This is a genomic window from Actinopolyspora biskrensis, assembly GCF_013408175.1.
Classification (GTDB): domain Bacteria; phylum Actinomycetota; class Actinomycetes; order Mycobacteriales; family Pseudonocardiaceae; genus Actinopolyspora; species Actinopolyspora biskrensis.
Genome location: NZ_JACBYW010000002.1, coordinates 76,971 through 92,375, shown reverse-complemented (window position 1 = coordinate 92,375; position 15,405 = coordinate 76,971). Strand labels below are relative to the sequence as shown.

The 15,405-nt window shown below is 70.4% G+C and carries 10 protein-coding genes and 2 riboswitches; of the genes, 1 reads left to right on the top strand and 9 read right to left on the bottom strand.

Features of this window, described 5'->3' with window-relative positions; translation table 11 throughout:
- Positions 1-34: 34 nt before the first annotated feature.
- A riboswitch (cobalamin riboswitch) is annotated at positions 35-159 on the top strand.
- 130 nt (positions 160-289) lie between these two features.
- A complete protein-coding gene (gene cobN, locus FHR84_RS06160; RefSeq protein WP_179534509.1) occupies positions 290-3,904 on the top strand; it encodes a cobaltochelatase subunit CobN in 3,615 nt (1,204 codons plus the stop codon).
- Positions 3,905-4,310: 406 nt separating this feature from the next.
- Here cobN and cobA read toward each other — a convergent pair whose 3' ends face one another.
- From cobA to cobO, 9 genes are all read right to left on the bottom strand, one after another.
- On the bottom strand, positions 4,311-5,534 hold the full coding sequence (gene cobA, locus FHR84_RS06155) for a uroporphyrinogen-III C-methyltransferase (protein ID WP_179534508.1): 1,224 nt from the start codon (positions 5,532-5,534) through the stop codon (positions 4,311-4,313).
- Between the two features lie 81 nt (positions 5,535-5,615).
- Positions 5,616-6,686, bottom strand: a complete 1,071-nt coding sequence (locus FHR84_RS06150) for a HoxN/HupN/NixA family nickel/cobalt transporter (RefSeq protein ID WP_179534507.1) — start codon at positions 6,684-6,686, stop codon at positions 5,616-5,618.
- A gap of 74 nt (positions 6,687-6,760) precedes the next feature.
- Positions 6,761-6,883: riboswitch (cobalamin riboswitch) on the bottom strand.
- Between the two features lie 141 nt (positions 6,884-7,024).
- The gene (locus tag FHR84_RS06145) at positions 7,025-7,528 is read right to left on the bottom strand and encodes a GNAT family N-acetyltransferase (protein WP_179534506.1); all 504 of its coding nucleotides are present in this window, start codon (positions 7,526-7,528) and stop codon (positions 7,025-7,027) included.
- A 154-nt stretch (positions 7,529-7,682) separates the two neighbouring features.
- Entirely contained in the window at positions 7,683-8,783 is a 1,101-nt protein-coding gene (locus FHR84_RS06140) for a pyridoxal-phosphate-dependent aminotransferase family protein (protein ID WP_179534505.1), read from the bottom strand.
- 219 nt (positions 8,784-9,002) lie between these two features.
- Positions 9,003-9,728, bottom strand: a complete 726-nt coding sequence (locus FHR84_RS22780) for a cobalamin biosynthesis protein (RefSeq protein ID WP_179534504.1) — start codon at positions 9,726-9,728, stop codon at positions 9,003-9,005.
- The gene (gene cbiE / locus FHR84_RS06130) at positions 9,725-10,933 is read right to left on the bottom strand and encodes a precorrin-6y C5,15-methyltransferase (decarboxylating) subunit CbiE (protein WP_179534503.1); all 1,209 of its coding nucleotides are present in this window, start codon (positions 10,931-10,933) and stop codon (positions 9,725-9,727) included. The genes FHR84_RS22780 and cbiE overlap by 4 nt, the downstream gene beginning before the upstream one ends.
- 261 nt (positions 10,934-11,194) lie before the next feature.
- Positions 11,195-12,910: a cobalt-precorrin-4/precorrin-4 C(11)-methyltransferase gene (locus FHR84_RS06125; RefSeq protein WP_179534502.1), complete on the bottom strand. Its 1,716-nt coding sequence runs from the start codon at positions 12,908-12,910 to the stop codon at positions 11,195-11,197.
- A gap of 254 nt (positions 12,911-13,164) precedes the next feature.
- Entirely contained in the window at positions 13,165-14,574 is a 1,410-nt protein-coding gene (locus tag FHR84_RS06120; protein WP_179534501.1) for a cobyrinic acid a,c-diamide synthase CobB, read from the bottom strand.
- Positions 14,568-15,182: a cob(I)yrinic acid a,c-diamide adenosyltransferase gene (gene cobO, locus FHR84_RS06115; protein ID WP_179534500.1), complete on the bottom strand. Its 615-nt coding sequence runs from the start codon at positions 15,180-15,182 to the stop codon at positions 14,568-14,570. Before cobO ends, FHR84_RS06120 begins: the two co-directional genes overlap by 7 nt.
- Positions 15,183-15,405 lie beyond the last annotated feature (223 nt).

Below are 15,405 nucleotides of genomic sequence, written 5' to 3'. Positions count from 1 at the left end.
CCCGAAACTGGAAGACGTATCCGCGGCGGTGACGGAGGAAGCCGGTGTGAATCCGGCGCGGTCCCGCCACTGTCACCGGGGAGCGAACTCCAAGCACGGTCACTGTCGAACGACGATGGGAAGACCGGAGGGAGCCAGGATCCGGGAGCCAGGAGACTCCTGCCGCCGCGACCGTCAGCAAAGGGGCGAGGACCCCTGGGAAGGTTCCTGATGCAGCGTACGACCGCGCGTGCATCGCGCGCCTGTCCTGGTCGACCGCCCCGGTTCTCGACGCCGAGGAGCGAGTCGCATGATCCTGCTTCTGTCCACATCCGACACTGACCTGCTCAGTGCGCGGTCCAGCGGCGCCGACTACCGGCTGGCCAACCCGGCCAGGCTCGGTGCGCGGGACCTGCCGGAACTGCTCGAGGGCGTCGACCTCGTGGTGGTGCGGCTGCTCGGCGGCCGCAGGGCCTGGGAGGAAGGACTGGACTTCCTGCTCGGTGGCCCGCGTCCCGTCGTGGTGCTCGGCGGCGAGCAGCAGCCCGACGCCGAGCTCATGGAGTGCTCCACGGTCCCCGGCGGCGTGTGCGCGGAGGCGCACGCCTACCTCGCCCACGGTGGCCCGGAGAACCTCGAACAGCTCCACAACTTCCTCTCCGACACCGTCCTGCTGACCGGCCACGGTTTCGCGCAGCCCGCCGAGACCCCGACCTGGGGGCGGCTGGAACGCACCCCCGGCAGGCAGGACGGCCCCACCGTGGCCGTGCTCTACTACCGGGCCCACCACATGGCGGGCAACACCGCCTTCGTGCACACCCTCTGCGAGGGGATCGAGAACGCGGGCGGCCAGGCGATGCCCCTGTTCTGCGCCTCGTTGCGCACCCCCGACCCCGAGCTGCTCGAAGCACTGCGCGGGGCGGACGCGCTCGTGGTCACCGTGCTGGCCGCGGGTGGGAGCAAACCCGCCGTGGCCACCGCGGGCGGCGACGACGAGGCGTGGGACGTCGGAGCGCTCGCACAGCTGGACATCCCGATCCTGCAGGGGATGTGCCTGACCAGCAGCCGTTCCGCCTGGGAGGACAACGACGAGGGGCTCTCCCCGCTGGACATGGCGACCCAGGTGGCCGTTCCGGAGTTCGACGGCAGGCTGATCACGGTTCCGTTCTCGTTCAAGGAGAACGACTCGGAGGGCCTTCCCGTCTACGTGGCCGACGCGGAGCGCGCGGCCAGGGTCGCCGGGATCGCCGTGCGGCACGCCAGGCTCGGTCACGTCCCGCCCGAGCGGAAGCGGCTCGCGCTGATGCTTTCGGCCTACCCCACCAAGCACGCCAGGGTGGGGAACGCGGTCGGCCTGGACACGCCGCTGTCCGCCGTGCGGCTGCTGCGCGCGCTCGGAGAGGCGGGCTACGACATCGGCCCCGAGGAGGGGCCGGACGCGCTCCCCGGTGTGGCGGCGCAGGACGGTGACGCGCTGATCCACGCGCTGATCGCCGCGGGGGGCCAGGACAGGGACTGGCTGAGCGAGGAACAGCTCGCGGGGAACCCGATCCGCGTACCGGCCAAGCGGTACCGGGAATGGTTCGACTCCCTGCCCGAGTCCCTGCGCTCCGACATCGAACAGCACTGGGGTCCCCCGCCGGGCGAGTTGTTCGTCGACCGCTCGCGGGATCCCGAGGGCGAGATCGTGCTCGCCGCGATCAGGGCGGGCAACATCGTGCTGATGATCCAGCCCCCGCGGGGCTTCGGGGAGAACCCGATCGCGATCTACCACGATCCGGACCTTCCGCCCAGCCACCACTACCTGGCCGCCTACCACTGGCTGACCGACGACTTCGACGCGCACGCGATGGTGCACCTGGGCAAACACGGCAACCTGGAGTGGTTGCCGGGCAAGACGGCGGGCATGTCCGCCTCCTGCGCCCCGGACGCCGCCCTCGCCGACCTGCCGCTGGTGTACCCCTTCCTGGTCAACGATCCCGGTGAGGGGACCCAGGCGAAGCGCAGGGTTCACGCGACGCTGGTGGACCACCTGGTCCCCCCGATGGCGCGCGCGGAGAGCTACGGCGACATCGCACGGCTGGAGCAGCTGCTCGACGAGCACGCCAACATCACGGCGATGGACCCGGCGAAGCTTCCCGCCATCCGCAGTCAGATCTGGACGCTGATGCAGGCGGCCAGGCTCGACCACGACCTGGGGTTGGAGGAACGTCCGCACGACGCCGAGTTCGACGACATCCTGCTGCAGGTCGACGGCTGGCTGTGCGAGGTCAAGGACGCCCAGATCCGTGAGGGACTGCACGTGTTCGGGGATCCGCCGTCCGGCCAGGCCCGGGTCGGCCTGGTGCTGGCGATGCTGCGGGCCAGGCAGATGTGGGGCGGCCAGCAGGCCGCCGTGCCCGGGCTTCGTGAGGCCCTCGGTCTCTCCGAGGACGGTTCGGAGGCGCGGGAGCGCGTGGACGACGTCGAGTCCCGCGCCCAAGCTCTGGTCGAGGGCATGGAGCGGCACGAGTGGCACGCCGAGGCGGCCGAAACCGTGTGCCGCTCGGTGCTGGGCGAGGTTCCCGGTCAGGTCGTCGAGGTCCTGCGGTTCGCCGCCTCCGAGATCGTCCCGCGGTTGAACGACACCACCGACGAGATCGGTTCCACCCTGCACGCGCTCGAGGGGGGCTACATCCCTTCGGGGCCGAGTGGTTCCCCGCTGCGCGGGCTCGTCAACGTGCTGCCGACCGGACGCAACTTCTACTCGGTCGACCCGAAGGGGATTCCGAGCAGGCTGGCCTGGGACACCGGATACGCCATCGCGGAGTCGCTGCTGGAGCGCTACCGCACCGACAACGGCGAGTGGCCCGGATCGGTCGGCCTGTCCGTGTGGGGCACCAGTGCGATGCGAACCTCCGGCGACGACATCGCCGAGATACTCGCCCTCATCGGTGTGCGCCCCACCTGGGACGACTCCTCGCGCCGGGTCAACGGGCTCGAGGTCATCCCGCTCGAGGAGCTCGAACGTCCCAGGGTGGACGTCACCGTGCGCATCAGCGGGTTCTTCCGGGACGCCTTCCCGCACGTGGTCAACCTGATCGACGACGCGTTCCAGCTGGTCGCGGAGCTCGACGAGCCGGACGAGTGGAACTTCGTCCGCGCGCACACCCGTGCCGACATCGCCGAGCACGGGGACCGGCGGCGCGCGACCATGCGGATCTTCGGCTCCAAGCCCGGCGCCTACGGGGCGGGGATGCTCTCGCTGATCGACAGTCGCAACTGGCGTGACGACTCCGACCTCGCCGAGGTCTACACCGTCTGGGGCGGGTTCGCCTACGGACGGGACCTGGACGGCGTCGCTGCCAGGCAGGACATGGAAAGCGCCTATCGCCGCATCTCGGTCGCCGCGAAGAACACCGACACCCGCGAGCACGACATCGCCGACTCCGACGACTACTTCCAGTACCACGGAGGCATGGTGGCCACCGTGCGTGCGCTGACCGGTGACTCCCCCGCGGCCTACATCGGGGACAGTTCACGCCCCGACTCGATCCGCACCCGTTCGCTGCACGAGGAGACCTCACGGGTCTTCCGTTCCCGGGTGGTCAACCCGCGCTGGGTATCGGCCATGCGCGAGCACGGCTACAAGGGCGCTTTCGAGCTCGCGGCCACGGTGGACTACCTGTTCGGCTACGACGCCACGACCGGCGTCGTCGGGGACTGGATGTACGAGAAGCTCGCCGAGACCTACGTCTTCGACGAGCAGAACCAGAAGTTCCTCACCGAGTCCAACCCGTGGGCGCTGCACGGCATCGCGGAACGGCTGCTGGAAGCGGCCGACCGTGAGATGTGGGCCGAGCCGGACCCGGAGACGCTGCAGGGGCTGCGGGAGGTCTACCTGCAGGTCGAGGGTGACCTGGAGGACGGACCGGGCGGGAGCTGATTGGGGCTCTCCCCGCTCTCCCCTGTCGTGGGCACTCGCTCTGCGGGACCTGCCGCGCTCCCGTGAGCGGGTGCCCCGACGTCGGGGAGCGGTTCACACGACGTCGGGACCGTCCTCGCGGGAGTCCCCGCGGCGGATCCGGTTGCTCGGGTCGTGCGCCTCTGCTCCGCCGTGCAGGAGACATCCACAGCAGCTCGCGCATCCACAGCTTCCGGCTCCGGGAGTTCCGTGCCCCGGACGATCGCCACGTGCTGGGAGCGTGTTCGACGAAGTTCTCCCGTTTCGCGGACTCCCCGCTCCCCGGGGAGCGTCCTGCACGACATCAGCGCCGTCCGCGCGAGGGACCCGGCCGACGGCCGAACCGGCGGCGGGAGGCGTTCGAGACCGAACGCGAAACCGCGGGAGGTCAGGCGAAACGCTCGGGGGCCAGCCCCGCCACCGCCCCGATGACGACGACGGCGGGAGGCTGTGTCCCCGCCCGTTCCACGGCGTCGGCGACCCCCTCCAACGTGCTGCGCAGCGTCTGCTGCCCCTGCATGGTGCCTTCCTGCACCACCGCGACCGGTGTGCTCGGTTCCCTGCCGTGCTCGAGCAGCACGTCCGCGAACTCGCGGATCCGCTTGACGGCCATCATCAGCACGAGGGTCCCGTTCAACCGGGCCAGCGCGGGCCAGTCGACCAGCGACTGCTCGTCGTGCGGCCCCACGTGCCCGGAAACCACGACCACCTCGTGCGCCACTCCCCGGTGCGTCACGGGGACGTCTCCGATGGCGGGAGCCGCGAAAGCGCTGGTTATCCCCGGCACGGCGGTCACGGCGACCCCGGCCTCCACGCAGGCGAGCAGCTCCTCGAAACCGCGCCCGTAGACGTACGGGTCCCCGCCCTTGAGGCGTACCACGAAGTTGCCCGCCCTGGCCCTGTCGATCAGCATCTCGTTGATCACGGACTGGTTCGCCGCACGTCCGTAGGGAATCTTGGAGGCGTCGACCACCTCGACATGCTGGCCGAGCTCCTCGAGCAGCTCCCTCGGGGCGAGCCTGTCGGTGATGACCACATCGGCCCGCCCGAGCAGCTGACGTCCGCGAACCGTGATCAGGTCCGGATCTCCCGGGCCACCGCCGACCAGGGCCACGCCCGGTTCGTGCGGTTCCACGTGCTCGTCGACCACGCCGGTGCGCAGTGCCTCGGACAGTGCTTCCTTGACCGCCCCGGACCTTCGATGGTCTCCCCCGCTGAGCACTCCGAGCAGCAGCCCGTTGTGCTCGGCCACCGCCGGTGTCACGGCTGTTCCCCTCGCCGCGTCGTCGGCGCGCACGCAGAACACGCGGTCCTGCTCGGCCTCGGCGACCACCCGTGCGTTGACCTCGCTGTCCGAGGTGCAGGCCACCACGTACCAGGCACCGTCCAGGTCACCGCGGTCGTAGGAACGGCGGCGCCACAGCAGTTCCCCCGATTCGGCCATGCCCTCGACCGCCGGTGTGGCCTCGGGGGACACGACCTCGATCCGCGCCCCCGCCTTGAGCAACCGGGGGATGCGGCGTTGCGCCACGGATCCGGCTCCGACGACCACCACCCGCTTGTCCTGCAGGTCCAGTCCGGCGAAGTAGTGATGTTGACTGTGCGAGCTCATCTGGGTAGTCGTTCCTGTCGATCAGCACCCCCGGCGACATCGGCGGGGTCGCGGTCCAAAGCTGTCGCTGTTCGCGTTCGGTCAACGCGCACGGGCGCGCGCGGAGTGCGGTGTCCCGGTACCGGAAAGCCTCCACCAGAGCGCGGCGCCTCCCCATGTTGCCATGAAAGCCGCCAGCGTCAGATACCCGAGAAGTTCGAAGTGATCACCGATACTCGCGACGAACCGAGCCGGTGACACTCCGAGCTCGGCCAGTACACCTGCGAGCACGACGACTCCGATCACCGCGGCCAGGCCCACGGTCAGCGCCGTCGTGGCGACGTTCACCCGGAGCCTGCGCACCGGTCGCGCCAGTGACCAGGTGTAGGCACGCGACATCAGCATCCCGTCCACGCTGTCCACGGTGCACATGCCCGCCGCGAACAGCAGCGGAAGGCTCAGCAGGGGCAGAGTCGGCACTTCCGCGGGCGTCACGAGGGCGAGCACGGTGATCTCGGTGGCCGTCTGCATCCCGAGTCCGAACAACAGACCGACCACGAAAAGATGCCACGAGCTCCCGATGAACGCGCGCATCCTGCCACGCAGCAACCGGGCCAGCAGACCACGCCTGCCGAGGACCTCCTCGACCTCGGCGTCGTCGACCTCGGATGTGCGCGCTCTGCGCAACAACCGCACCGCGTCCTTGAGGACCAGCGCGTTGAGCACCGCGAGCACGCCCAGCACGGTCACCACGAACACGTCCACCAACAACGCGGTGTGCGTCCCGAAGCTCTCGGCCCAGCCCTTCGCCGTGACGCCGGCGACGAAGGCGACGGTCACGGCGAGCAGCAGCACCACGCTGGAGTGCCCCAGGGCGAACCACATTCCCGTGGAGACGGGGCGTTTACCGCGTTGCATGAGCAGGCGGGTCGCGTCGTCGATCACGGCGACGTGATCGGCGTCGAAGCCGTGTCGCAGCCCGAGCACGTAGGCCGCCGTTCCGGCGGCGGCCAGGCCGCCCGCCGCACCGGGTGAGCTCTGGTAGAGCAGGTAGCCGCCCCAGCCCAGCAGGTGCAGCAACGCCAGCGCCAGGAAGACCAGCGCCACCTTGCCCCGCTGACCGATGGCCCGGCGGCGGGGGGCTCGTGCGACAGGCGTTCCGGGAGAAGTCATGCGTGAGGACCTCCTGGGTCTCCTCGCCCGAGGGATCGGTTCCGCGCGTCGCGGTTCGGCGCGCGGGCCGCAGGGAGTCTCCTGACTTCCGGATCGACGCGTCACTCCCGCCTTCCAGCTCGTCGGAGCCGTGGCCTGGTGGGAGCCGCTTCCCGGTCACAGTGGCGGGACCGTCTCGGAATCGCACCGAGTTCCTCGCCGTGCGGCGCGGAGTATCCTCACCCGAACGAGGGCGGGAGGTCAATTACGGTGAACTTCCTCACCGGATACGCGGCATCAGCGCGGAGTTCGGCGTGATCCTCGGCTCACCGAGCTCGCGCCGTGCGACGGAATCCCGATCAGGTGAGATCGCGTCGCATGCATCCGCGGTGCCACCGGTCGAGACCGCGGGCGGCTTCGTGGGCGCGGAGGTCTCGCAGCCCGGGAGTGATCTCGGAGTCGGACAGCCACCGGAATCCGCACCGGAGGTAGTACGGCCCGTTCCAGTCGACGTGGCGGAACGTCGTCAGGGTGAGCGCGGGCAACCCGCACCGGCGTGCCCGATCGGCGAGGTGCTCCACCAGGGCGGCGCCGAGCCGCTGGTGGGCGTGGTGGGGATGGACCGAGACCTGCTCGATGTGGGCGCAGCCGTCGAGGACCCGTGCGAGCAGGTAGGCGGCGACCTGCTCGTGTCGGTCGACGACCCACGCGTGCCCGGCGTCGACGAAACGCCGCAGTTCCGGCGGGGAGGGCGGGTCGTCATCGGCGACGGCGTCCATGCCCAGTTCGCGGAAGGACTCGCCGGCCGCTCGTTCGACGGATCGCAGCGTTGGGAGCTCGGACGTCTTCGCGGAACGCACCATCGCGGCGATCCTAGTGCTCTCGCCCGCTCCCGACTTCCGGAGTCTCAGCCGGGCGCCATCCGGGCGCCCCGCGTGAAGAGGGCCGCAACCGTCCGGGCCGTGCGCTCGCACCGCTTTTTCGGCCGAGCACACGGCCCGCCGGGTCACCCGAGCCTCACCGTCCGAGCACCGTGCGCAACGCGCCCAGGAGCATCTCGACGCGGTCGAGGCGGGCGTTGTTGCCCATGAGGCCGATCCGCCACACGCTGTTGGCGAACTTGCCCGCACCGCCACCGATCTCGATGCCGTAGTCGTTCAACAGCTGCTTGCGCACACCGGCCGAGTCCACGCCATCGGGGACCCACACGCTCGTGAGCTGGTGCAGCCTGCTTCCCTCCGCGGCGAACAGGCTCAGCCCCATCTCCTGCAGCCCCGCCTGGAGTGCTTCACCAGCGGCTCGGTGCCTTTCGGCCACCACCGGCATGCCCTCCTGCAGGATCCGGCCGAGAGCCGCGTGCAGGGAGGCGACCATGGCCGTGGGGGCCGTGTGGTGATAGGCACGGCCGCCCGAGCTCCCGCCGTTCACGTAGTTGCCGATCAGCCCCATGTCCAGGTACCAGGTGGTCGGCTTCTCCACCCTGCGTTCCCAGGCGCGCTCGGAAACGGTGAACGGAGCCAGTCCCGGCGGCACTCCGAGGCATTTCTGAGTGCCCGCGTAGGCGATGTCCACGTTCCAGGAGTCGAGATCGACCCGCTCGCCACCGATCGAGGTGACGCAGTCGACGAGCAGCAGGGTGCGCTCACCGCGTGCGCGCAGGGCGGCACCGAGACCGGCGATGTCGCTGCGCACCCCGGTGGAGGTTTCGGCGTGAACGGCCGCGACCAGCGCGGGGTCGGGATGCGCGTCGAGCACCCGCTGGATGTCCACGGGCTCGCCCCACTCGTGGTCGACCCGGACGACTTCGGCGCCGTAACGGGACGCGACGTCGCACATGCGCTCGCCGAACAGACCGTTCACCGCTACGACCACGACGTCACCGGGACGCACGAAGTTGACGAAAGCCGCCTCCATACCGATGGAGCCGGTTCCGGAGAGGGGCAGTGTCCGCAGGTTCTCTGTTCCCCAAACGGTCCGCAGACGGTCCCCGGTCTCGTCCAGCAGCGTCAGGAACTCGGGATCCAGGTGACCGAGCAGTGGGGCAGCCAGCCCCGCGGTGGCCTCCGGGTACGTGTTCGACGGCCCCGGGCCTAGTAGGGAGCGTTCAACCAGTGCCATGGCTTCCACCCTAGGCACACCTGCCCAGCACAGCGGGCCGCACCCACTTGACGAGGATCCTCCTGCACAGAAGGCTTTCCGTAAGGCGAAATAAGGTTTCCACGAACCCTGTTCGTGAAACTGTTGAGAATGTCACAGGGCAGCGGGCGAGCGGGGCGTCACCGAGCACACGTGTTAGAACATCGCCGCAGGTCAGCGCCGGAACCAATGTCCAGGCCCTCAGCGGGCGGCCGGAGCGGGAACTCGCGCGACGGCCAACGTCACCCCGGAGACCACCGTCTTGGGCAACACCAAGCGAGCACGACCGTCGCCGAGCTCGGAAGCGGCCCGCAGGGCGGCCGCCTCCGCGACGCTGGCGGTGCCGAGCGCGCTCCGCACGGAACCGCTCGGGCTCGGAACGGTGACACCGGACAGCACCTCGGTCGCGTACCCCCACAACGGCGGGTCGCTCTCGACTCCCCGACAACGGGAGTACTCCCGAAGCGCCGTGCCCAGACCGGGCTCGCGCGCTCTGCGGTCCACTGTGGCCACTCCACGAACCGCTCGGGGATGCGGTCCGAGCAAGCTGTCCAGACCGGACAACGCGGCCAACACGGTGTCCGCGGAAACACCACTGGAGGCACCGACCCCGACCACGAGCCCGCGGGGAACGAGCCGAACCGTTCGTTCCTGCCCGGCCTCCCCGCAGAGGTCGGAGATCACCACGTTCCACGAGGCGTCCTCGCCCCGCCCCACGGCCCCCGCACGGACGAAACGGTCCACCACGTACCCGTCCGGGTTGTGCACCGCTACCGGGACACCACGCGCGAAAGCCGCGAGGCACCCGTCCAGGTCACCTTCGACCTCCGCACCGAGCGAGACAGCCAGTGCACGTGGCCCCGCGAGGCTGCCGGACCCCGTCAGGAGCCCGGTTCGCGTTCCGGAAACCGCACGGCGTTCGCTCACACCTGCTCGTCCGCGGCTCGGAAGGCGCGGAGCAGCACCACGGGATCGCGGGCGGTCAACCGCGCGGATCCGTCCTCGGCCTCGGACATCCGGTTGGCCGCGAGCTGCACCCCGTCCACCCGGTACCCGGCGTTACGCAACACGCCCCTGCTGGCCGCCACCCGATCGAGCTCGTTCGTGGCGAGCACCACACGCTCGGCCCCCACGTGGGCGCAGGCGGTGAGCACCTCCGGGTCGGAGGTGCCGACGAAAACGGAGTCCGGTTTGGGCAACTCGCGCAACACGCCCGGAGCCGCTCCCTCCACCACGCGAACGTCCACCCCGTGTGCGGTCGCGTTGGAGACCAGTCGAACGACCTGGGCCTCGTCCGATTCGACCGCGATGCCGGCAGCCCCCATCCGGGCGCATTCCACCACCACGGATCCCGATCCGGCCCCCACGTCCCAGACCAGGCATCCCGGTCGCGGCGCCAGTCCGGCCAGGGCGACCGCACGTACCTCGGAACCGGTGATGGTGCCCTCCCGATGGGAGAACTCCTCCTCCGGCAGAGCCCACCCCGGAGGGGGAACGGGTTCGCCGCCACCGTGCCAACCCCGTTCGGGGACGGCGTCGGGATCGGTCACGCAGAACACGACGTTGGGTTCCAGCCAGGTTCGTTCCGCCGCTTCGGCGGGCTCCACCGTCGTCACTCGTTCGTGCTCTCCGCCGAGGTCCTCCCCGACGACGAGAGTGCGCCGCCACCCGCGCAGCCCCGCCCCCAGCTGGGCCGGCCCCGCGCCGGAGGTCGTCAGCACCACAACGGCGGAACGGGCCCGGCACATGTTGAGCGCACGGCGTGCGCCCCCCACGCGTGCGCTGACGACCGCGGCGTCGTCCCAGGAACGCCCCACCCGGGCCATGAGCCGCTGAACGCTGGACAGGGCGGGCAGCACGGCGCACCGCAGCCCCTTGTCCCGCAGCGCCCGGACAGCTCCGAAAAAACCCGGATCGCCGGAGGCGAGCACCACTCCCGTCTCGTCACCGGTGAGTGCGGACAGCGCGCTCAACGCGGGGCCGAAGGCCCCGAGTTCGACGGTTCGCGCCCCCTCCGGCGCATGAGTGCGCAGCTGCCCGCGGGACCCCACGACCAGTTCCGCGGAGTTCAGTACCTCGGCCGCGCCTTCCGGCAACGGGCCGTCGTCGACTCCGATCACCGTGACCGTCACGTCGCATTCTCCGTCCGAGCGCTCGTCGTTACCGAAAACAGGGGTCCGGCTTCCGCGGACCTGCGGGGCGCAGGTCGTCGGAACCTCACCACTTCGGTCTCCGGGGTGCTCCCGCGACGTGGAACAACGTAGCGCGGAACCACCCCGTCGGCACGATCACGGTGCCGACCGGTGGCACTGGTGTTCTCGGCGCTGCCGTGCCGCGGGAACACCACGGCAGCGGGCCGAGCGGCGCCCCGCGAGCCGAGACGTCGGGGCCCGCTATTCGGAAGTTCCGGAGCCGGACCGTCGGGACGACCGTCCGCTCCGGGAGGAAGTCTCCTCCGAGTCGGAGGAGGTGTTCGTCGTCTTTCGCTGGGTCTTGCCCCGGCCCGTCGTCTTCGTCCCGGACTTGCCGGAGGACCTGGCCGTCCCGGTCTTGGTCCCCGTTTTCGAGGTCTGCTGTTTGGTGGAGGACTGCTGTTTGGCGCGTGAACCACCCGAGTCCCGCTGCTCCGAGGTCCGGGTGGCCGAGTCCCCGACGCCGGAATCCGCGGTGCCGGGGTCCGCGGCGCTGGAGTCCGCTGTGGTGCTGTCCGAACCGGACGGGTCCGTCGAGTCTGCCGCGGAGTCCGAAGACGGGGCCTCGCTCGCGGCCGGTTCGGTTTCGGTGTTCCCGTCGGCGAGGTCCTGCTCAGCGACATCCTGCTCCGCGACGGTTTCGGCGGATACCTCTTTCGCCGCATTCTGCTCCGCGGGAGCGGCATCGTCCACTGAACTCACCTGCACGGGGGACCCCCGGTCCGCGATGTCGCCCGCTGTCTCCCCCGCTTCCGGAACGGGACCGTCCCTCCCCGTGCGCGCGGTTCGGAATCCCTCGAGCACTTCCGGATCCTGCGAGGTGGTGAACAGGTCGGGAGCCTGGGCGTCCTGTTCCACCCGCCGACCTTGCACCCCCCGAACATCGGTCCTGACGATGCCGTCCCGTGCGTTCCGCTGCCAATCACGCACCGCCCACCAGGCCACGTCCGCCTCGGCGCGGGAACCACCGCGCTGCTCGTCACCACGCGACCGCGACAACAGGGCGTCGTCCCCGGATCCGGCCCCGGAGGGGCCTCGCCGGGTCTCCGCGGAGGAGTCGTCCCGGCCCCGGTCACCACGCGCGAAACGACGTCCGTACCCGTCCCTCCGGGAAGTCGCGGACGCGGGGGATCCCGTCCCACTGCCGGACCCCCATCTGGATCCCGCGGAACCGTACGAGCGGGAACGCGTGCTGGTCGGCTGCAACGCGTTTCCGACGAGGAACAGGGTGTGCCGCCAGAGGCGGTGCCGCTTCACGAGGTCGGCCACCTCCCCGAGGGTCGTCCGCAGCACCAGCTCGTCGGGGCAGGTGACCTTGTAGGCGACCACGACCGGGACGTCGTCCTCGTAGCCTCCCGCACGCAGTCGTTCCACGAGCTGTCCGGTACGTGAGGCCGAAACGGACAGAGCCATCGTCGCGCCGTGTTCGGCGAATTCGCGCACTTCTCCCGTACCGGGCGGGGAGTTCCAGTTCCCGTCCGGCTTCCCCAGCCAGACGGAGTGCTCCTCCGCCGAACCGGTGAGCTCCCTGCCCACGGAGGCGGCCGCAGCCGAGTACCCGGCCACCCCGGGCACCACCTCAACCGCGAGCTCCATGCGGGAGCAGGCGTCGTACTGCTGCTGCACCGCGCTCCACAGCACGGCGTCGCCCGAGTACACGCGCGCCACCCTGAGCCGCTCCCGCTCGGCCCTGCGACATATCTCCAGCACCTCTTGGGAACTCGACCCGGTGGTGTCGATCAGCTCCGCGTCCTCGCGGACGTGCTCGCGCACGCACTCAGGAGAGACCAGGCCCGGAGTCCAGAGCACGATGTCCGCCTCTGCGATTCGCCGCGCACCACGCAGCGTCATCAGGTCGGCCGCACCGGGCCCGGCCCCGATGAACGAGACCACCCCGGTACGTGTCCCCTGAGTCATGCGATCGCTCTCCTCTCCCGCCTCGCGGTGCAACTAATACCACTGGAACCGGTGCCACGGGTCGTCCCCTGGAGCGCCCCGCTCGGTGCGTGACGCATCCGCGTCACCCGCGCCCGTGACGTGACGAGTCCGGAGTGGACGACCACTCGACCGTACCGTCACGGTCCGCCGTTCGGTGGACGCGTCGGGTGTTCGGGAGGACACCTCCCGGCAACCGTCTTACGCCCGGGCCCGCGGGACGGTGGTTCCGACCGCTACGGCACGCAGGCCCGCACGAACCGGGCCACCGACCCGGGCTGGCCCGCCGGATGGGTGTGCAGGTAGGAGGCGTGAACCCCGCCGCTGACGAATCCTTCGGTAACCACCTTCTCCGCACGCCAGTACCACGCCGGGGCGGAGTCCTCCGACTCCAGCAACACGGTCCTGTGGAACTCGTGCCCCGTCACGCGCTGTCCCTCCCGGAACAGCACGGAGTCGGTGGCGGCAACGGCCGCGCGGTACCCCAGGGTCAGGTTCGGGGACATCTCCGCCGAGACGTCGACAACCCCGCACAGCGGGTATCCGTCCAAGCTGCGCGCCAGGTACAGCAACCCGGCGCACTCCGCGTGCACGGGAGCCCCCCTCGCGACGAGCTCGGCGACGTGCTCGCGCAGCCCGACGTTGGCGGACAGCTCGGCGACGTGCTGCTCGGGGAAACCACCGGGCAGCACCAGCCCCGTCGTTCCCGCGGGCAGGCTCTCCGCGCTCAACGGGTCGAAGGGCAGCACCTCCGCGCCCGCGGCGCGCAGCAGCTCCACGTGTTCGGCGTAGCCGAAGGTGAACGCGGCACCTCCCGCCACCGCGATCCGCGCCCCTCCGCCGCGGGGAACCCCGGTGTCGTCCCCGATCGCCTCGTCCGGGGACCAGGGTCGCGCGGACAACGCCGGAGCCGTTCCGGCGAGCGCCGCCACCGCGTCCAGATCGACCCCGGCGGCCACGACATCGGCCATGGACTCGACGGCTCGCACCGCAGCGGGACCGTGTTCGGCGGCGGTGATCAGACCGAGATGCCGGGAGGGCACCTGGACGTCATCGGCCCTTCCCAGCACGCCCAGAACCCTGATACCGACCGCTCGAGCCGCCTCGCGCAACACCTGCTCGTGCCGTTGCGAACCTACCCTGTTGAAGATCACCCCGGCCAGTTGCAGCTGTGGGTGGAAGGAGCGGAACCCGTGCAGCAACGCCGCCGTGCTGTGGCTCTGCCCCTTCGCGTCGACCACGAGCACGACCGGCGCGTCCAGCAGGGAGGCGACGTGCGCCGTCGATCCGAAGGGCGGGACCTCGTCGGCCGAACCGAGCCGACCGTCGAAAAGCCCCATGACACCTTCGATCACCGACAGCTCGGCGGTGCGCGAACCGTGCGCGAACAACGGTGCTATCGACCGCTCACCGACCAGCACCGGGTCGAGATTGCGTCCGGGGCCGCCCGAAGCGATCGTGTGGTAGCCGGGATCGATGTAGTCGGGGCCGACCTTGAACCCGGCCACCTCCGTCCCACGCCCGCGCAGCGCCGCCAGCAGCCCGGTGGCCACGGTCGTCTTGCCGTGGCCCGACCCGGGAGCCGCTACGACGAGGCGGGGGGAGGCCGACCCCGCCCCCGCGGTCGAGACCGAAGCGCTCACCACTCGATGCCTTTCTGACCCTTCTGCCCGGAGTCCATCGGGTGCTTGAGCTTGCCGGTCTCCATCGCCAGGTCGGCCGCGTCGACGAGCTGCTGCGGCGCGTAACGACCGGTGATGATCACGTGCTGGAAGCCGGGGCGGTCCCGCAGGGTCCGCACGACCTCCTCCACGTCGACCCAGCCCCAGTGCAGCGGGTAGCTGAACTCGTCGAGCACGTACAGATCGTGCTGCTGCTGCTCGATCCGCCGCGCGATCTCCTGCCAGCCCTCCAGCGCGGCGGCGGCGTGGTCCTGCTCCGTGCTCTTCTTGCGCGTCCACGACCAGCCCTCGCCCATCTTGTGCCACTCGACGGGACCGCCCTCGCCGGTCTCCTCGTGCAGCCTGCCCAGGGCGCGGAAGGCGGACTCCTCCCCCACCCGCCATTTCGCGGACTTGACGAACTGGAACACGCCGATGGACCACCCCTGGTTCCAACCGCGCAGGGCCATTCCGAAGGCCGAAGTGGATTTGCCCTTCATGGATCCGGTGTGCACGGCGAGCAGGGGCCTGTTGCGCCGCTGCCGTGTGGTCAGCCCGTCGTCGGGCACGCTGTTCGGTTTCCCCTGTGGCATTGTCGAGTCTCCAAAGAATCGGCGCTCGTCTTCGAGTTCGTTGGCACGGCCCGGTCACCGGGTCCCGGCCGGAGGAAGCACCGGGCCGTTCCGGGAGCGGGCGGGACGGGATAAGCACGCGGACGAACAGCGCCCTCGCACTCAACCGGGCTGGGGTAGCCGGGAGCGCGAGGGCGCTGGGGTCCACCTCTGGGGGCCAGGTGAACGCCGCTCACCATACCAG